Here is a 17,330-nt window from a genome sequence, read left to right on the forward strand (position 1 = left end):
CGGCGGGCCCTTTTTTCATGGCCTCAGAATTGCCGCTTCGAATGAACCCGTCCGTTCTTGGGGTGAACTCGTTCCGCAACCGGACGGATTGATCGGCGCGATCTTGCCCCTTATCGAGCGGCCAACAGGGGGGAAAATCATCGTGTCATCCAAGCTGCTTGCACTCGCGGCCTGCGCCGCCTTTTGCGTACCGACGGTGTCGAACGCCGCCACCGCCACAGCCACCGCCAAGCCCAAGGGCGCCGCGGCCGCTCCGGCCAAGAAGGCGGCGCCCGATCCGGCCGAGGTGATGGCGAGCATGATGAAGATCATGGATCGCATGTTCCCCGCCGGGCCCGAGCCGGAGCCCGCGCGGCTGGCGCTGGCGCGACAGGCCACTATGCAGATGTTCCCGACCGGCACTTACGCCAAGGCGATGAACGGCTTCATCGATCGGACCGTCGACCATGTGTTGAGCATGAGCGAGGCGGATTTCGCCAGCATGGTGCCGCCGACCCCGCCGAAGAAGGGCGCCGCGCCGGCCAAGCCGCCGAGCACGGAGCCGCTGCGGGTGAAGCTGTCGCGCGATGATCCGAACTTCGATGCGAAGGTCGCGGCCGGCAAGGCCTTCGTGCAGACCACCATGGTGAAGGTCGGCGACGTCACCGAACCACGCTTCCGCGAGGGCATGTCGCGGGCGCTGGCGCGCCGGTTCGACGCCCGCCAGCTGGCCGATATCCAGGCGTTCCTGGCGACCCCGACCGGCGCGGCTTATGGGCGTGAGATGGTCGGCCTGTGGTTCGAGCCGGATGTCATCCGCGGTACCTTCGAGGCGCTGCCCGACCTGATGAAGCTGATGCCCGACATCGCCAAGAGCGGCGCTGCCCTCGACGCGCAGATGAAGGGCGGTTCGGCCAAGTAAGCGACGATTTGGGTCGCGGCGGGCGTTACCGCTGTGCCGCGACCCAGTTGTTGACCCGCCGCTCCAGTACCGGAAGCGGCTGCGAGCCTTCGGCGATGATCAGGTCGTCGAAAGCCTTGATGTCGAACTTGGGCCCGAGCGCCTTTTCGGCCGCGGCGCGCAACTCCATGATCTTGAGCATGCCGATCTTGTAGCCGGTCGCCTGGCCCGGAAGCGTGATGTAGCGGCGCACCTCGGAGCGGGCCATCTCGGGCGAAAGGCGACCGCTGGCGATCATGTAGGCGACGGCCCGGTCCTCGGTCCAACCCTTGGCATGGATGCCGGTGTCGACCACCAGCCTGGCGGCGCGGAACAGCTCGGCGTCGAGGCGCATGAAGTCGGCGGCGACGTCGGGGAAGGCGCCCATCTCCTTGCACAGCAATTCGGCATAGAGCGCCCAGCCTTCGTTGAAGGCGACGTAGCCGCCGGCGCGGCGGAACCTGGGGGTGCCGGTCTGGCGGACCTGGATGTCGCCGGCCATGACGTGGCCGGGCACGCCCTCGTGGCACATCAGGTCGTAGACGGCGGCGGGGTCCTCCGTCTTGCCGACCAGGTGGACGTAAACCCGACCGGGGCGGACACCGTCGGGGCTTGGCGGGGCGGCGTGGGCGGCGCCGCCGGCGACCTCGCTGAACGAGGGCTCGCGGACGACTTCCATCCTGTACTGCGGGAAGTTGTTGAAGCGCGCCGGCAGCAATTCGCGGTTGTGGGCGATGGCGGCGTTGGCGCGGTCGAGATACTCCTTGCGCGTTGCATCGGTGTATTCGGCCGGCGGGAAGCGCTTGGCGCGGTCGGCGTAGAAAGCCTGGCGGTTGGCAAAGCCCGCAGTCCGGGCCAGCGCATCCTGCTCACCCTCGATCCGGGCGACTTCCTTGAGGCCGATGGCGTGGATCTGGTCGGCGGTGAGGTCGAGGGTCGTGTTGATCTTGAGCGCGGTTGCATACCAGTCCGTCCCTCCCGGGAGCGAAATGGCGCCGACGCGTCCGCTCGGTGCCCTTGGGAGTTCGCTTCGCGCCCACGCGATCACCCGCTCATAGCCGGGCTTGAGCGCGAGGACGGAGGTGCGGGCGTCGGCGAGCAGGGTGTCGGCTTCGGCCTGGGTGACCTTGTTGCCTGACCGGAGCTTGGCGACCTTGGCCTTGGCGTCGGCCCAGAGCGGGGAGTCCTTGCCCCGGTCGAAGGGTGCGCCGGTGATCAGGGTACGGCTGCCGCTGATGATCCGCTCGATCTGGAATTTCGGGGCGCGAATGCCGGCGACGGAGGACTGGCGGCTCTGCGTGATGGCAATGTCGAGGGCGGCCGGGATGGCGCGAAGCCGCGCATTGTAAGCCTTCATGTCGCCCGCGTCGCTGACCGTGTGGGTGTTGATCATGAAGTCGGGCAGCGATGTGTTGGCCGAGTAGAGGAAGGAATAGAAGGGCGGCTGGAAGCGGCGGTACCGGTACTGGAGCTCAGCCCGGTCAAGTTCGGTCTGCCAGATGTCATAGTTGGTCTGGCCGGCCGGCGAGAGCTTGTTGCGGTCGAACTGCGCCTTCATCCGGGCCACGCTGGCGCGGCGCGCCTGGAGCCGCTGCAGCTGGCCGGCATCGCTGTTGTCGTCGAGCCGGTCCTGTCCTTCCTTGGAACCCAGCCGGGTGGCGAGCTGGGGCCGAAGCTTGAGGTCCTGGGCGAACTCGGCATCGAGGAAGGCGGTCAGCCGCGCATCCTCGCTGGCGGCCGTGGCGCTGGCGGCGGGAGCGGCGGGCTGGGCGGGCGCGATCGCGGCCGGGGCGGTGAGCAGGGCGGCGGCGAGCCAGGTCAGGTGACGCATGAACAAAGGTTCTCCGGTCGGTTAAGCGGGTTACTTGGCTGCGGTGAGCATCTGGGCGGCCTGCGGACTGGTCCAGTCCATTTCGCCCGAATAGCGCCAGATTTCCTTGCCGTCCGAGCCGTAGAGAATGGTGGTGGGCAGGGTCTGCACGCCAAGGGCGGTGCTCATCGCCATTTCCTTGTCCTGGTAGCTTTCGAGGCCAATCTTCCGTTCGTCCATGAAGGCCGCGACCGTCGACTGGGGCTGCATGTCCTGGCTGAGCGCGACCACTTGCGGGGCACCGGGGCTTGCCGAAAGCTTGTCGAGGGTCGGCAGCTCCTTGATGCATGGCGCGCACCAGGTCGCCCACAGATTCAGCAGCACGGGCTTGCCGGAGAAAGCGGCAAGGCTGGTTTCCGCACCATCGCCATCGACAAAGCTGACGTCGGGCGCGGGCTTGCCGGCCTGGGATCGGTCGAGCTTGCTGGCCTGCGGTTTGACCGGAGCGGCCGAATTGGCGTCCGCGGCGGCTTGGCCGTTGGAGGAAACTTGCCTATCGCAACCGGCGATGAGCAGCAGGGCGGCCGAGAGCATGATGAGGCGCATGGGCAGGGCCTACCCCGTTCGGCGGCGGCTTGGGAAGGCCGCATTGGTGCTGGGTTTGCTGACGGCCATGGCCGGCTGCGGCCGCGTGGGCACCTTGCAACCGCGCGAGGGCCAGTCGCTGCCGGTAAAGCCGAAGACGGCGCTGACCACCCCTACGGTGGAGGAGCTGCTGACCTTGCCGCCGCAAGCCCGCCCCGAGCGCACCGACGAGATCCAGAGCCGCAACCGCCCGCGCACCGCCGACCGCTTCGACCTGCCGCCGCCAGACGGTGGCGCGGCGCCGGAAGTGGAAACCGAAGGGCAGGCGCAGAATCGCATCGACAATCCAGGACCAGCGACCCCGAAATGACCAGCACGTTCAAGCCAGTTCGCAAGGCCGTCTTCCCCGTCGCGGGGCTCGGCACCCGGTTGCTTCCGGCGACCAAGACCATGCCCAAGGAGATGCTGACGGTGATCGACCGCCCGCTGATCCAATATGCGGTGGACGAGGCGCGCGAGGCGGGCATCGAGCAGCTGATCTTCGTCACCGGGCGGGGCAAGTCGAGCCTGGTCGACTATTTCGACCAGAGCTACGAGCTTGAGGCGACCATGCGCGGCAAGGGCAAGGACCTGTCGGTACTCGATGCCAGCCGCGCCGACTTCGGTGAGCTGATCAGCGTTCGCCAGCAGTCTCCGCTGGGGCTTGGTCATGCCGTGTGGTGCGCACGCCACGTGGTCGGCGATGAGCCGTTCGCGGTGCTGCTGCCGGACGATCTGATGGCGGGCAGCCCGGGCGCGCTTCGGCAGATGGTCGACGCCTACAATCGCGTCGGTGGCAACATCGTCTGCGCGGAGGAAGTCGCGGCCGACAAGACGGCAAGCTACGGCATCGTCACGCCGGGCCGGAGCGACGGCACGCTGACCGAGGTCAAGGGACTGGTCGAGAAGCCGAAGCCCGAAGTGGCGCCATCGCGACTGGGCGTCATCGGACGCTACATCCTGCAGCCCGAGGTGATGCAGGTGCTCGACGACCAGGAGCCGGGCGCCGGCGGCGAGATCCAGCTGACCGACGCGATGGCCAAGCTGATCGGCAATCAGCCGTTCCATGCGGTGAAGGTGGATGCGGTGCGGCACGATTGCGGCGACCGCGCCGGTTATGTCCGGGCGACAATCGCGCTGGCGCTCGGGCGCGACGATCTGCGCGACGTGGTGCGCGACGCGGTCGGGGCCGCCTAGGCCTCGACCCGCCGAAGCTCCGCTTCGCGGGCGCGGTAGCGGTCCTGGAGTTCACCGAAAGCGATCGCGCGCTCCACCACGCGGGCGTCCATCGCGGCCATGTCGGCGCGCAATTCGCGAAGGGCGCGGGCGCGTTCGAGCTGGCGGGCGATGCGGGCTACCAGCACTTCAAAGTGGAAGGGCTTGACGACCACGTCGTCGGCGCCGCCAGCGAGGGCACGCACAACGCCGTCATGCTCGCTGCGACCGCTGATGAGGATCACCGGCAGGTCCCGCCAGGCCGAGGTGGCCCGCAGGCGCTGGGTCAGGGCGATGCCGTCGAACACCGGCATGGCGAGTTCGGCCAGCACAAGGTCGACCGGGGTCCGGTGAAGCAGAGCGATGGCCGCCCCGACGCTGTCGGTCGTGGTGACTCCATAGCCCTCCGCGGTGAGGCGGCGGGCGAGCAGCGCGCGATGGGCCGCCTTGGGATCGACAACGAGAATATGCGGAGCTGAACCAGCCATGCTCCAAACGTGAACGGCATTGGTTAACGAGTAGTTACCTACCCGTCCGTCCAGCTCCTACGGATCCAGCTCGACGTCCCAGTAGAGATAGTCGCGCCAGCTTGAATGCAGGTAGTTGGGCGGGAAGCTCTTGCCATGGTCCTGCAATTGCCAGCTGGTCGGCCGGATCGGCTCGCGGTGGATCGGCATCCCGGCCTGGCGCGGGGTTCGGCCGCCCTTCTTGAGGTTGCAGGGCGCGCAGGCAGTGGCGACATTCTCCCAAGTCGTCCGGCCCCCCTGAGCGCGCGGAATCACGTGGTCGAAGGTGAGTTCGCGGTGGCTGCCGCAATAAACGCAGCGGAAGCGGTCGCGGAGGAACAGGTTGAACCGGGTGAAGGCGGGATATTCGTTCGGCCGCACGAACTGGCGCAGCGCAATGACGCTGGGCAGTTTCAGCGTGTGGGTCGGCGAGTGAACCTCGCGTTCGTAGTGGGAGACGACATCGACCCGCTCCAGGAACATCGCCTTGACCGCGGTCTGCCACGGCCACAGGCTCAAGGGATAATAGCTCAGCGGAGTGTAATCCGCATTGAGCACGAGGGCGGGACAGCTGTCGGGATGGCGAATGAGTTCGGGATGGTACACGAGCGCGCAAGGCCTCCGGTCTTAAAGAACCGAACCTGCACTCCCCGGCCCGTCGCACTCAGGAGGAGAAAGCCGTTATCGGCCACTTCCCTGATGACACCCGGCTGCCAAACCGGTGTGACAGCGTCATGAATCGCAAGTTGCGGATTACGGGTCAAGAGGCGCGCACATGACAACGTCGCGGTTCGCGCCGTCGCCAACGGGTCGGCTGCACCTGGGGCACGCTTATAGCGCGGTGCTGGGGCGGCTGGCGGCCGGACGGTGGCTGCTGCGGATCGAGGATCTCGACCCCGGAAGGGCCCGGCCCGAGTTCGTCGGCGGGATCATGGAGGACCTGGCCTGGCTGGGGCTGGCGCCGGACGGCGTGCCGCTGGTCCAGTCGGCCCGGGTGGCGGCCTATGCCGATGCACTGGAGCAGCTGAAGCGGGAGGGGCTGGTCTACGCCTGCTTCTGCACGCGGGCGGACATCGCGGCCTCGCTGACCGCGCCGCATGGCGATGCGGGCAGCGGCTATCCGGGAACATGCCGAGAGCTTGCCGACGATCCGGAGCGACGGGAGCGGACGCCGCACAGCTGGCGGCTGAACAGCGCCAACGCGATGGCGGCGGCGGGCCTGCCCGGCTGGCGGGAGGCCGATGGCATCACCTTCGCCAGTGACGCGGCGCAGATCGGCGACGCGATCCTGGCGCGCAAGGACGCGCCCTCGTCCTATCACCTCGCCTGCGTGGTCGATGATGCGGCGAGCGGGGTCGACCTGGTGGTGCGTGGGGCGGACCTGCGTCCGTCCACGCCCGTTCAGCGGTTGCTGCAGGTGCTCCTTGGCCTGCCCGAGCCGACCTACCTGCATCACCCGCTCGTGGTACATGAGGACGGGCGGCGATTGGCCAAGCGGGACAGCGCGCCGACGCTTGCCGCGATGCGGGACGCCGGCGTGGATGGACGGGCGCTGGCCGACGCGCTTGCTACCGGACTTCTGCCACCTAGTTATCGGCTGGCGATGCCCTAAATAGAGCGCATCATGAACACGCTCCTCATCATCGTGCTGGTCGTCCTGATGGCCGCCGTCGCTTACGTCCTGGTTCGGGGCGTCATGGCCATGGCATCGGGCAAGGTCGGCAACCAGCAAGAGCAGCAGCAGTGGATGCGCAAGCGCGTCCTCTACCAGGGTATCGCGGTGTTCGTCGCCGTTGCCATCCTGATGCTGGCCGGATCGGGCCGCTAAGCTGGTCAAGCTCAACCGGATCTACACGCGCACCGGCGACGGCGGCGAGGCGGGCCTCGTCGACGGCAGCCGCGTCAGCAAGGCCGGTGCCCGCCTGACGGCGATCGGCGAAGTCGACGAGGTCAATTGCGCCGTTGGACTCGCGCTGGCGGAGTTGTCGCCGGAGCATCGGCTGGCGAGCTCGCTGCTGCGCATCCAGAATGAATTGTTCGATCTTGGCGCGGACCTCGCCACCCCTGGCGAGATCGAAGGCGCGCTGCGCATCCTGCCCGAGCAGGTGACCCGGCTCGAGAGCGAGATCGACGCCCTGAACGAGAAACTGGCGCCGCTCACCAGCTTCATCCTGCCGAGCGGGAGCCGGGCGGTCGCGGCACTTCACCTGGCGCGGGCGACCACCCGGCGGGCGGAGCGGGCGGCCGTTGCGCTGGCCGAGGGCGAGGCGGTCGGCGAGGCGGTGCTCGCCTACCTCAACCGCTTGTCCGACCATCTGTTCGTCGCGGCCCGCGTGGTGGCGGCGGAAGGGTCCGGCGACGTGCTGTGGGTGCCCGGGGCAACCCGGACCTAATTACTAGGCACCAATTGTCGAACGGCTCGTTTCAGTGGCGTAAATTCCGGAGAAATCCATGCCGCTTACCGCCGTCGCCCTCAATTGCAGCCTGAAGCCGAGCGGCGGCAAGCCGTCCTCCACCGATGCGATGATCAAGGTCCTCGCCGACGAATTTGCCCGGCACGACGTGCAGCTCACCGAGACCATCCGGCTCGCCGACCATGACGTGAAGCCTGGGGTGGAGAGCGACATGGGCGAGGGCGACGCCTGGCCGGGCATCCGTGCGAGAATTCTGGCCGCCGACATCCTGATCTTCGGAACACCGATCTGGATGGGCCAGACCTGCAGCGTCGCCAAGCGCGCGCTGGAGCGGATGGACGCCTTCCTCAGCGAAACGGACGAACAGGGCCGGATGCCGAGCTTCGGCAAGGTCGTGGTGGCGGCGATCGTCGGCAATGAGGATGGCGCGCACAACGTCACCGCCGACCTGTTCCAGTCGCTGAACGATACTGGCTGGACCATCCCGGCCGGCGCGTCCTGCTATTGGGTGGGCGAGGCGATGCACAAGACCGACTTCAACCAGCTGCCCGAGACGCCGAAGGAAGTGAAGCAGACGGCCGCGATGCTCGCGTCCAACGCCGCGCACCTGGCGAAGCTGCTTAAAGGCGCGATATATCCCGGAGTGAAGCAGGACCAGTGAACCAGCACGCCCCGATCCTGGCCGCCCAAGCGCCGCTCGCCGAGCGTCTGGCAAGGACGCGCGCGCTGACCCTGGCGCTGGCCGAGCCGTTGTCCGAGGCGGATGCCTGCTTGCAGCCGTTCGCCGACGCTTCGCCGGCCAAATGGCATCTGGCGCATACGACCTGGTTCTTCGAGACGTTCGTGCTGCGCGATCATGTGTCGGGATATCGCGCCTATGACGAGCGCTTCCCGTTCCTGTTCAACAGCTATTACGAGGGTGAGGGCGCCCGTCTGGCACGAGACCGGCGCGGAATGATCAGCCGGCCGAGCCTGGCGGAAGTGCGCGAATGGCGCGGCCATGTCGACGAGCGGCTGCAAATTGCATTGCCGCAGTTGCCACCCGCGGCGCTGGCGCTGGTCGAACTGGGTATCCAGCATGAGCAGCAGCACCAGGAATTGCTGCTGACGGACGTGCTGGCCGGGTTCGCGGCCAATCCGCTGGAGCCAGCCTACATGGCGAGCCACGCAGGGGACCGGATGGGTTCTTCTCCGGCAAGCGACGACCAGAAGTGGATCGAGGGACGTCATGGCGTCATCGAGATCGGCGCTGATGGTGACGGCTTTTCGTTCGACTGCGAAGGGCCACGTCATCGTGCCTGGCTGGAGCCATACCGGTTGGCGGCGCGACCGGTCAGCAATGCCGACTGGCTGGAGTTCGTCGCCGACGGCGGATATCGGTCCCCGACGCTGTGGCTAAGCGACGGCTGGGATTGGGTGCGACGGCATGACGTCACCGCGCCGCTCTACTGGAGCGCCGAGGAGCAGACGGCCTTCACGCTGGCGGGCCGCCAGCCACTCCACTTCGACGCGCCCGTCGCGCACGTCAGCTATTATGAGGCGGACGCCTTTGCCCGCTGGGCGGGTGCGCGGCTTCCGACCGAAGCGGAATATGAGGTGCTGGCGGCGGGAGAGGATGCGGCTGGTGGCAATCAGCTCGACCGCGCCGAGGCCGTTCGACCTCACGCCGGTGGGGGCCTGTTTGGCAATGTGTGGTGCTGGACGGCATCCGCCTTCCTCTCGCACCCGGGCTTCACGCCGGTCGAAGGCACGGTTGGCGAGTATAATGGCAAGTTCATGAGCGGTCAGATGGTGCTGAAGGGCGCCAGCTGCGCCACGCCGCGCGGACACAGCCGCGCCTCCTATCGCAACTTCTTCCCGCCGGCGGCACGCTGGCAATTCACGGGGGTCCGCCTTGCTCGCGACGCTTGAAACCGACCCGATCTTCAAGGCCGACGTGCTGGCCGGGCTGGCCGCTTCGCCGCCCGCCATTCCGGCCCGATGGCTCTACGACCAGCGCGGGTCTGAGCTGTTCGAACAGATCACGGTCCTTCCGGAATATTATCCGACGCGTACCGAGACGGCGTTGCTGCGGGCGATCGCACCCGAATTGGCGCGTTGGATCGAGCCGGGACGGGCGGTGGTCGAATGGGGCGCGGGTGCGCAGACCAAGACGCCGATTCTGCTGAACGCGATCATGCCCGCGGCTTATGTTCCGGTGGACATCAGCGGCGGAATGCTGCGCGACGAGGCGACGGCGCTGAGCCGCAAGCTGTCGGTGCCGGTGCTTCCAATCGAAGGCGACTTTACCCGCCCGATCACCCTTCCCGAGCAGGTCCAGGGGCAGGCCAAGCTTGGTTTCTTCCCGGGTTCGACCATCGGCAATTTCGTGCCCGCGAGCGCAACGGACCTGCTGCGGCTCTTCCGCCAAGACCTTGGCACCGGGGCGCTGCTGCTGATTGGGTTCGACCGGGTCAAGGATCAGGCCCGGCTGGTCACGGCCTATGACGATGCGCAGGGCGTGACGGCGGCGTTCAACCTCAACTTGCTGGAGCGGATCAACCGCGAGCTGGAGGGCGACATCCCTGTCGACAAATTCCGGCACCAGGCGCGCTGGAACAGCCTGCTCAACCGGATCGAGATGCACCTGGTCGCGCGCGAGCCGGTCAGCTTCACCGTGCTTGGCCAGCACTTCAGGCTCGATGCGGGTCAGTCGATCCACACGGAGAACAGTCACAAATACACGCCGGAAAGCGCCGGGCTGCTGCTTTCGGCCGGGGGCTGGACCCCGCGGACCTGGTGGACCGATCCGGCCGGCGACTTCATGCTGTTCCTGGCCGAAGCCGAAGCCGAGCGGTTTGCGCCGTGAGTGTGTTGCCGCGCTGAGGCAGTCCGGCTAAGCGCGGAGACATGCTGCTCGCTCTCATCGGCATTGCCGACCTGCTGCTCCGCCTGCTGGGCTACATCGTCATCGGTCAGGTGATCCTGAGTTGGCTGGTGGCGTTCAACGTCATCAACACCAGCTCACAGGGTGTGCGGCGGTTCATCGTCGCCATCGACCGGCTGCTGGACCCGCTGTACCGACCGATCCGCAAGGTTCTTCCGGATTTCGGCGGCCTGGACCTGTCACCGATCGTCCTGCTGATTGCGATCCAGATCGTGCGGATGCTGCTCGGCGGGCTCGCCAGCGACGTCGCATGAGCGCGGCGCTGATCGACGGCCGTGCCGCCGCGCAGGCGCTGCGGGCACGGGTGGCGATCGCCGCCGATTTCTTCCGGGCAAGCGCCGGACGCCCGGCTGGCCTGGCAACGGTGCTGGTCGGCGAAGATCCCGCCAGCGCGGTCTACATCCGGTCCAAGAACAAGGCCGTGGCGGAAGCGAACATGCACGGGGTTCATCACCCGATGCGGGCCGACACCAGCGAGGCGGAGCTGCTGACATTGGTCGAGCAGCTGAACCGCGATCCGGCGGTGGACGGAATTCTGGTGCAATTGCCCTTGCCGGCGCAGATTGACGCCGCGCGTGTGATCGACGCGATCGATCCGGACAAGGATGTCGACGGCTTCCATGTGGTCAATGCCGGGCGGCTGGCGGTCGGTGATCCGGCCGCGCTGGTGCCGTGCACGCCGCTGGGGTGTCTGCACCTGCTTAAGGCGCAGCTCGGCGACCTGACGGGCGCCAATGCGGTGGTGATCGGGCGCTCCAACATCGTCGGCAAGCCGATGGCGGCGCTGCTGGTGCAGGAAAGCTGCACGGTAACCGTGGCGCACAGCCGAACGCGCGACCTGCCCGAGGTTTGCCGGGGAGCGGACATCGTCGTGGCCGCGGTCGGCCGGGCGGAGATGGTGAGGGGCGACTGGATCAAACCAGGCGCGACCGTGATCGACGTCGGCATCAATCGCGTGCCGGCGGCCGAACCGGGCAAGACCCGCATCGTTGGCGACGTGGCGTTCGACGAAGCGCGGGCGGTCGCCGGTGCGATCACGCCGGTGCCGGGCGGAGTCGGACCGATGACGATCGCCATGCTGCTCAGAAACACGCTGGTTGCGGCGCACCGCCGCGCCGGACTCAATCCGCCGGAGGACCTATGATCGCTGCCGCACTGCTGCTTGCCATGGCGCCGGTCGTCACGGCCGTCGATGCCGAACGCGCCTTCGCCGCGGATGCGCAGCGCCAGGGACAATGGACGGCTTTCGCCAAATGGGCCGATCCGACCGCCGTCATGTTCACGCCGCAGGCGACCTGGGCGCAGGTCTGGCTCAAGGGTCGCGCCAACCCGCCGCGCGCGGTGCGCTGGTGGGCGGAGCGGAGCTTCGTGTCGTGCGACGGGCGGACTGCGGCGAATACAGGGCCGTGGCGGGGCCCGCGCAATGGCGGGACCTTCACCACGCTGTGGCTTCGCCAGGCAAGCGGCGCGTGGCGCTGGACGGTTGACGGCGGCGACGAGGTTTCGCGGGTCGGCCGCGTTCCCGCTCGCCCGACCGTTCGCCGCGCGTCGTGCGCCAATGCCGAGCTGCGCCGCAAGCAGATCGAAGCGGCCTATGACGCGCCGATCAACCGTGCCAGCCCGCCGGGCGACACCGGCTTCACGCGGGCCGCCGACGGCACCCTGCTCTACCAGTGGAAGGTAACGCCGGACGGCGCGCGCCACCAGCTTGCGAAGCTGTGGACCGGACAGCGGTTCGTGACGGTGCTCGACCAGCGGATCGCCGCGCCCCCGCGCCGATGATTGCCCTGTTCACCTCGGCGCTGGTGACCTTCCTGGTCGTCATCGACCCGCCGGGGTGCGCACCGATCTTCGCCTCGCTGACCAGCGGAGCCGTCGCTGCGGAGCGGCGGCGGATGGCGATCCGCTCGGCGCTGATCGCCTGGGGCGTGCTGATGTTCTTTGCGCTGCTGGGCGAGCCGCTGTTGCGGGCGCTCGGCATCCAGCTCGCGAGTTTCCGGATCGCGGGCGGTATCATGCTGTTCGCGATCGCGCTCGACATGGTCTTCGAGAAACGGACGGAGCGGCGCGAGGAGCGGGCGGCGCACGTCGAGCAGGAGGATATCTCCGTCTTCCCGATGGCCATCCCGATGATCGCGGGGCCGGGCTCCATCGCGTCGGCCATGCTGCTGACCGCGCGGGCCAACGGAACGATCGAGACCGCCATCGTGCTGAGCGCGATGACCAGCGTGATCGCGCTGACCATGCTGTCGCTGCTCGCCGCCGGGCCGCTGATGCGGTTCATCGGCGCGCGACTGGAAGCGATGATCACCCGAATTCTAGGCGTGGTGCTCGCAGCCCTTGCCGCGCAGTTCGTGGTCGATGGGCTGAAGCAGAGCTTCCCCCACGTCCTCAGCTGACGGCGAGGTCCCGGACGGCCCGGGCCTCGCCGCACAGGTTTACTTCCTGCGCAGTTCCGCCAGCAGGGCAGGCGCCGGGTAGATGTTGCGCAGCGCCTCGTCGATGGCGGCGGCGGAGACCACCACGGTGCGGTTGAGCGCCGGGTCGTAGCCGTAATTGCCGCCGAGGCTGTGGATGTTTCCGTCGAACGCCGCGCCAATCACCGTCCCCGCCTTGTCGATCACCGGCGAGCCCGAGTTGCCGCCGATGATGTCGTTGGTGGTGACGAAGTCGTAGGTGGTGTTCTTGTTGATCCGGGCTTCGTTGGCGGTGAAGGCCTTGGCGAGCGCGAACGGCGCGGCTCCGGTGGCGCGGTCGAAGGCGCCGCCCATCGTGGTGCGGGTCGGGACCTGCTGGCCGCGCTCGGTCCAGCCCTTCACCTGGCCGTAGCTGATGCGCAGGGTGAAGGTCGCGTCAGGGTAGTTGCTGGCCCCGTAAGCGGCGAAGCGAGCGGTCGCCAGCCGCGCCTGGGCGGCGGTGACCGGCGCGTCGTAGCGCTCCTTGTACAGGCGATCGAGCTCCCGGTCGCGGGCGTCGAGCTGGCGCGCGTAGACGATCATCGGGTCGGTCGAGGCCGCGATGGCCGCGGCGCCGCCCTGCCAGAGCTGACGGCGATAGGCGGGGTCGGCAAGCTTGGTTCCGCTGACCAGCCGCTGGCTCAACTGCTCGGGGCTCTCCTTGCCGAGCATCAGGCGGGTCTGGGGATCGTCGGCGCCGAGATATTCGCGAGCCTTGCTGAGGCTCCACTCCAGCGTCAGCTGATCGAGCCAGGGATAGACGGGCTTTTCGTCGAGCAGCTGCTTCTCGAGCAGCGGCAGGGCGCTTTCGGTGTAGCCGGGAAGGCGCTCGGCGTTCGGCTTGCCGCGCTCGGCGGCGGCCTTCACGAGCGTCTCCGCATAGCCGTAGAGTTCGCTGTTCGGAGTAATGAAGCGGTAGGGGACGTAGATGTCGCGATAAGCCTTCACGGCCTGAGAGATGTCGCCCCAGGGATTGCCGATGGCGGAGTTGGCAGCGCTGCGCTGCTTCAGGTCAGCCTCGGCCGCGGCTAGCTTGGCCGTGAAGGCGGGGTCGTTAAGCGCGCCGACGCGGCCGATGTAGACCTTGAGGCTGTTCTCGACTCCGAACAGCGTATCGGCGCCTTCCCGGGCACGCTCGGGGCTTTGCGCCATGGCGCTGATCAGGCGGCCCCGCAGTTCGGACAGGCTGGCGAGTGTGATCGGAAGCGCCACCTCCCGCTGGAAGGCGAGCTGGTCCTGGGTAAGCAGGCGCTGAGTCGAGCCTGGGTTGCCGACCACGAAGGTCGCTTCGCCATCCTGCGGCGCGCGGGGGTTCCAGGTCAGGTGGGCCGGCGTGGTGACCGGCTTGCCATTCTCATAAGCGCGCAGGAATCCGACATCGAGCGCATAGCGAGGAAAGTTGAAGTTGTCGGGATCGCCGCCAAAGAAGGCCGCCGCGAACTCGGGCGCCCAGACGATCCGCACGTCGCTGTACTTGCGATACTTGTAGAGCTTGTACTGGCCGCCGCCGTAGAGCCGCACGACCTGGCAGCGGGTCGTCGCCGGGTCGGTGCAGCCGGCCTTCTCAATGTCGGCGATGCGCGCGTCGCGGGCCCGCACGGCCGCGGCGCCGGTGAGCGCGCCGATCGCCTGTTGCACGTCCGGGGTGACGTCGGTGATGGCGGTGACGACCTCGGCCTGCTGGCCCGGGCACTTGCGTTCGCCGGCCGCGCCACTGGCGGTGAAGCCGCTGGCGACAAGGTCCTGATTGGCGGTCGACAGGTCCTGCAGGCAGCCAACCACGCAGTGGTGATTGGTGAGGATGAGGCCATTGCCAGAAACGAAGCTGGCGGAGCAGCCGCCCGTCAGGCGAACCGCGGCCCCGCGCACCTTGTCGAGCCAGGCCTGGTCGGGCGCCCAGCCATAGGCGGCCCGCATCTTCGCGGCCGGGAAGGCGTCGAAGGTCCACATGCCCTCATCGGCGCGAGCGGCGGTGGAGGTGAGCGCGAGCAGCGCGGTTCCGGCGGCAAGGCGAGCAAAAGCGGGCATCGAAGCTCCTAAGTCGGAAAGAATCTGAATAACCGAGGTTAGCGAGCGGCGCGCAAATGGAAAGGGGCCCGGCCATTCGGCCGAGCCCCTCCCTTGTACGGTATGTGACCGGGCTTACTGCCCCCGCTGGCCGCCACCCCATTGCGCGCGAGCCTGGGCCCGCTCCTCAGGCGTGACGGTGCCGTCATGGTTGACGTCCATCCGGTCGAAGCGCGCGAGCGCTGCGGCGGTCAGTTCCTGCAAGGTGATGCGACCGTCATGGTTGGTGTCGGCCATCATCAGCATCCGGCCGCGCATGGCCCCGTCCTGGTGTCCGCCGCCGTGACCACCGGCCATGCCCCCAGCCATGCCGCCGCCACCCATGCCGTGACCGGCCATTCCGGCCTGACCGTCCATGTGGTGGCCGGCGCCCATGCGCGCGTGGGCCTGGTTGAACTCGTCGCGGGTGATCACGCCGTCGTGGTTGAGATCCATCATCTCAAACATGTGGTCGCCGCCGTTGGGAGCGGCGCCCATGGCGTGTGGTGGCGGGGTGCCTGGAGCGCCCGGCCCGCGTCCGCCGATGTCCGCCAGCTCGTCCTGCGTGAGCGCGCCATCGCGGTTGCGGTCGAGCCGCTGGAACAGCGCCTGCGTGTGCTGGATGACCTGTGCGCGGGTCTCGGCGGCACGCGGACCCTTGTTCCAGCCCTGTGCGGGCGGAGGCGGTGCGGGTTGCGCGAGCGCAACGGTGGTCGCGGCGGCGGCGAGCAGCCCACCCATCAACAGCTTCAGTGACATGATTCTTCTCCTGCCTTTGGCCCCTTCGTAAACGCGCGCTTAGGCCCGTCTCGCTTGCGGCAAGTTGAACGGGGCTGGCGCCGGCAGCGGTGCTGTGTAGCATTGCGGCACGATGGATGCCCCAGCCAGCCACAGCCATTCCGACGTGACCGCCAGCTGGTGGGAGCGGCGCTGGCTGACGACCGCTCTGGTGCTGCTGACGGTCGTGCCCTTCCTGCTGCCGGAGGTGCCGCCGCTGGTCGACCTGCCGGCCCACATGGCGCGCTACCGGGTGGCGCTCGACCTTAACCAATCGCCCGATCTGCAGCGATACTTCGGCTATCACTGGCAGCTGATGACCAACCTGGGGGTCGACCTCATGGTGGTGCCGCTGGCGCGGCTGATCGGGCTTGAGCCGGCAACAAAGCTCATTGTGCTCCTGCTTCCGGTGCTGACCGCGGCGGGGCTGCTCAAGGTCGCCCGCGCGGCGCATGGGCGAGTGCCGGCGACGTTCTGGTTCGCGATACCATTCGCCCTGGCCTCGCCGCTGCTGTTCGGTTTCGTCAATTTCGTGCTTGCCGCGGCGCTGTCGCTGCTGGTGTTCGGCTGGTGGCTCGAACGGCGCCAAGGCTGGCTGCTGGCGGTGGCCGGGCCGCCGCTGATGATTGCGCACCTCTATGGCTGGGCGATGCTGGGCCTGATGGTGGCGGGCGCCGTGCTGGGCGAGGGCTTGGCCGGGCGGCGCAAGGCGGGCGCGCTGCTGCGCGACACGGTATTGGCCACCCTGCCACTGGCGACCGCCCTGCTGCTGTTGCCGTTCATGGCGCGGGGTGACGGCGAGCTTGCCGAGAAATGGTTCATCCTCAACGACAAGGTCGCCTGGACCATGGGCGTGCTGCGCGACCGCTGGCCCCTGGCAGACATTGGCGGAGCAGTGGTGGCGCTGGTGCTGATCATCCTGGGCTGGCGGCGGCTGCCATTGCGGCCGGCGCTGGCCGGTCCGGCGGTGCTGTTCATCGCCGCGGGCCTGATCCTGCCTTACAAGATGTTCGGCTCCGCCTTCGCCGACATGCGGCTTTATCCTTACGCCTTCGCCTTCTTCATCATGGCGATCGACCCTGCTCGGCTGCCGGCGCGCACGGCGGGGCGGCTGGCCGCGCTCGGGCTTGCCTTTGCGCTGCTTCGGATCGGGGTGGTGACGGCCAGCAACCTGATCGCTGCGCGCGAGCAGCAATCGATGCTGACCGCCATCGACCGACTGCCGGTCGGAGCGCGGCTGGCGTCGCTGGTCGGACAGGATTGCGCGCAACGCTGGCCGCAACAGCGGCACGCGCATATCGCCTCCATGATCACTGTCCGGCGGCGGGGCTTCTCGAACGACCAGTGGTGGGCGTCGGGGCTGAACCTGCTCGAACGCCGCTACCGCCCGCCGAACAACTTCGACAGCGATCCGTCGGAGCTGACGCAGCCGCAGGCCTGCATGCTGAGCTGGACGGTCGACGGCGCGCTCAAGGCATTGCCGCGCAGTTCATTTGACTTCCTCCTGCTGATCGGGACGGAGCGGCCCGCACCGGCGGGGTTGCGCGGCCTGACACCCGTGTGGGGTGACGGGCTGGCGACGCTCTACCGGATCGAACGACCCAGCCGCTAGCAAAGCGCGCGCACGGGCTTATGGA

General features: G+C 68.0%; 20 protein-coding genes. 14 read left to right on the plus strand and 6 right to left on the minus strand.

Features of this window, described 5'->3' with window-relative positions; all coding sequences use genetic code 11:
* Window positions 1–142 precede the first annotated feature (142 nt).
* Window positions 143–901, plus strand: coding sequence for a hypothetical protein (locus M8312_RS10930; RefSeq protein WP_250117721.1), 759 nt, complete (start codon window positions 143–145; stop codon window positions 899–901).
* A 25-nt stretch (window positions 902–926) separates the two neighbouring features.
* Here the strand turns inward: M8312_RS10930 and M8312_RS10935 are convergent, their stop codons facing one another.
* Both M8312_RS10935 and M8312_RS10940 read right to left on the minus strand, forming a co-directional pair.
* Entirely contained in the window at window positions 927–2,750 is a 1,824-nt protein-coding gene (locus tag M8312_RS10935; RefSeq protein WP_250117722.1) for a DUF885 domain-containing protein, read from the minus strand.
* Between the two features lie 30 nt (window positions 2,751–2,780).
* Complete coding sequence (locus M8312_RS10940; protein ID WP_250117723.1) at window positions 2,781–3,335, minus strand: TlpA family protein disulfide reductase; 555 nt, start codon at window positions 3,333–3,335, stop codon at window positions 2,781–2,783.
* On the opposite strand from M8312_RS10940, the gene M8312_RS10945 reads away from it, so the two are divergent.
* Both M8312_RS10945 and M8312_RS10950 read left to right on the plus strand, forming a co-directional pair.
* Entirely contained in the window at window positions 3,322–3,684 is a 363-nt protein-coding gene (locus M8312_RS10945; protein WP_250117724.1) for a hypothetical protein, read from the plus strand. The two genes, M8312_RS10940 and M8312_RS10945, sit on opposite strands and share 14 nt — an antisense overlap.
* Complete coding sequence (locus tag M8312_RS10950; RefSeq protein ID WP_250117725.1) at window positions 3,681–4,550, plus strand: UTP--glucose-1-phosphate uridylyltransferase; 870 nt, start codon at window positions 3,681–3,683, stop codon at window positions 4,548–4,550. Before M8312_RS10945 ends, M8312_RS10950 begins: the two co-directional genes overlap by 4 nt.
* On the opposite strand, the gene M8312_RS10955 is transcribed toward M8312_RS10950, so the two are convergent.
* Both M8312_RS10955 and M8312_RS10960 read right to left on the minus strand, forming a co-directional pair.
* Window positions 4,547–5,056: a response regulator transcription factor gene (locus M8312_RS10955; RefSeq protein ID WP_250117726.1), complete on the minus strand. Its 510-nt coding sequence runs from the start codon at window positions 5,054–5,056 to the stop codon at window positions 4,547–4,549. The genes M8312_RS10950 and M8312_RS10955 overlap by 4 nt on opposite strands.
* 57 nt (window positions 5,057–5,113) lie before the next feature.
* The gene (locus tag M8312_RS10960) at window positions 5,114–5,680 is read right to left on the minus strand and encodes an HNH endonuclease (RefSeq protein ID WP_250117727.1); all 567 of its coding nucleotides are present in this window, start codon (window positions 5,678–5,680) and stop codon (window positions 5,114–5,116) included.
* 169 nt (window positions 5,681–5,849) lie between these two features.
* Here M8312_RS10960 and gluQRS point away from each other — a divergent pair, with 169 nt between their 5' ends.
* The 10 genes from gluQRS to M8312_RS11010 are packed head-to-tail and all read left to right on the plus strand — an operon-like array spanning window position 5,850 to window position 12,813.
* Window positions 5,850–6,686: a tRNA glutamyl-Q(34) synthetase GluQRS gene (gene gluQRS / locus M8312_RS10965; RefSeq protein ID WP_250117728.1), complete on the plus strand. Its 837-nt coding sequence runs from the start codon at window positions 5,850–5,852 to the stop codon at window positions 6,684–6,686.
* Window positions 6,687–6,698: 12 nt separating this feature from the next.
* Window positions 6,699–6,902: an HIG1 domain-containing protein gene (locus M8312_RS10970; RefSeq protein ID WP_250117729.1), complete on the plus strand. Its 204-nt coding sequence runs from the start codon at window positions 6,699–6,701 to the stop codon at window positions 6,900–6,902.
* Window position 6,903: 1 nt separating this feature from the next.
* Window positions 6,904–7,467: a cob(I)yrinic acid a,c-diamide adenosyltransferase gene (locus M8312_RS10975; RefSeq protein WP_250119774.1), complete on the plus strand. Its 564-nt coding sequence runs from the start codon at window positions 6,904–6,906 to the stop codon at window positions 7,465–7,467.
* A 58-nt stretch (window positions 7,468–7,525) separates the two neighbouring features.
* Window positions 7,526–8,149, plus strand: coding sequence for a flavodoxin family protein (locus M8312_RS10980; protein WP_250117730.1), 624 nt, complete (start codon window positions 7,526–7,528; stop codon window positions 8,147–8,149).
* Window positions 8,146–9,399: an ergothioneine biosynthesis protein EgtB gene (egtB, locus tag M8312_RS10985; protein ID WP_250117731.1), complete on the plus strand. Its 1,254-nt coding sequence runs from the start codon at window positions 8,146–8,148 to the stop codon at window positions 9,397–9,399. The genes M8312_RS10980 and egtB overlap by 4 nt, the downstream gene beginning before the upstream one ends.
* Window positions 9,383–10,336 (plus strand): L-histidine N(alpha)-methyltransferase, encoded by a 954-nt coding sequence (gene egtD / locus M8312_RS10990; protein ID WP_250117732.1) that lies wholly within the window; start codon window positions 9,383–9,385, stop codon window positions 10,334–10,336. The genes egtB and egtD overlap by 17 nt, the downstream gene beginning before the upstream one ends.
* A gap of 41 nt (window positions 10,337–10,377) precedes the next feature.
* The gene (locus M8312_RS10995; protein WP_250117733.1) at window positions 10,378–10,668 is read left to right on the plus strand and encodes a YggT family protein; all 291 of its coding nucleotides are present in this window, start codon (window positions 10,378–10,380) and stop codon (window positions 10,666–10,668) included.
* Entirely contained in the window at window positions 10,665–11,558 is an 894-nt protein-coding gene (folD, locus tag M8312_RS11000; RefSeq protein ID WP_250117734.1) for a bifunctional methylenetetrahydrofolate dehydrogenase/methenyltetrahydrofolate cyclohydrolase FolD, read from the plus strand. Before M8312_RS10995 ends, folD begins: the two co-directional genes overlap by 4 nt.
* Window positions 11,555–12,196: a hypothetical protein gene (locus M8312_RS11005; protein WP_250117735.1), complete on the plus strand. Its 642-nt coding sequence runs from the start codon at window positions 11,555–11,557 to the stop codon at window positions 12,194–12,196. The genes folD and M8312_RS11005 overlap by 4 nt, the downstream gene beginning before the upstream one ends.
* Window positions 12,193–12,813, plus strand: coding sequence for a MarC family protein (locus M8312_RS11010; protein ID WP_250117736.1), 621 nt, complete (start codon window positions 12,193–12,195; stop codon window positions 12,811–12,813). Before M8312_RS11005 ends, M8312_RS11010 begins: the two co-directional genes overlap by 4 nt.
* Before the next feature lie 39 nt (window positions 12,814–12,852).
* On the opposite strand, the gene M8312_RS11015 is transcribed toward M8312_RS11010, so the two are convergent.
* Together M8312_RS11015 and M8312_RS11020 are read right to left on the minus strand one after the other, a co-directional pair.
* Window positions 12,853–14,898 carry a S46 family peptidase gene (locus tag M8312_RS11015; RefSeq protein ID WP_250117737.1) on the minus strand — a complete coding sequence of 682 codons (2,046 nt, stop codon included), beginning with the start codon at window positions 14,896–14,898 and terminating at the stop codon, window positions 12,853–12,855.
* A gap of 114 nt (window positions 14,899–15,012) precedes the next feature.
* Complete coding sequence (locus tag M8312_RS11020; protein WP_250117738.1) at window positions 15,013–15,675, minus strand: EF-hand domain-containing protein; 663 nt, start codon at window positions 15,673–15,675, stop codon at window positions 15,013–15,015.
* 112 nt (window positions 15,676–15,787) lie between these two features.
* Between M8312_RS11020 and M8312_RS11025 the strand changes: the two genes are divergently transcribed.
* On the plus strand, window positions 15,788–17,305 hold the full coding sequence (locus M8312_RS11025; protein ID WP_250117739.1) for a hypothetical protein: 1,518 nt from the start codon (window positions 15,788–15,790) through the stop codon (window positions 17,303–17,305).
* Window positions 17,306–17,330: the final 25 nt, after the last annotated feature.

The organism is Sphingomonas sp. KRR8 (assembly GCF_023559245.1).
Lineage (GTDB): Bacteria > Pseudomonadota > Alphaproteobacteria > Sphingomonadales > Sphingomonadaceae > Sphingomicrobium.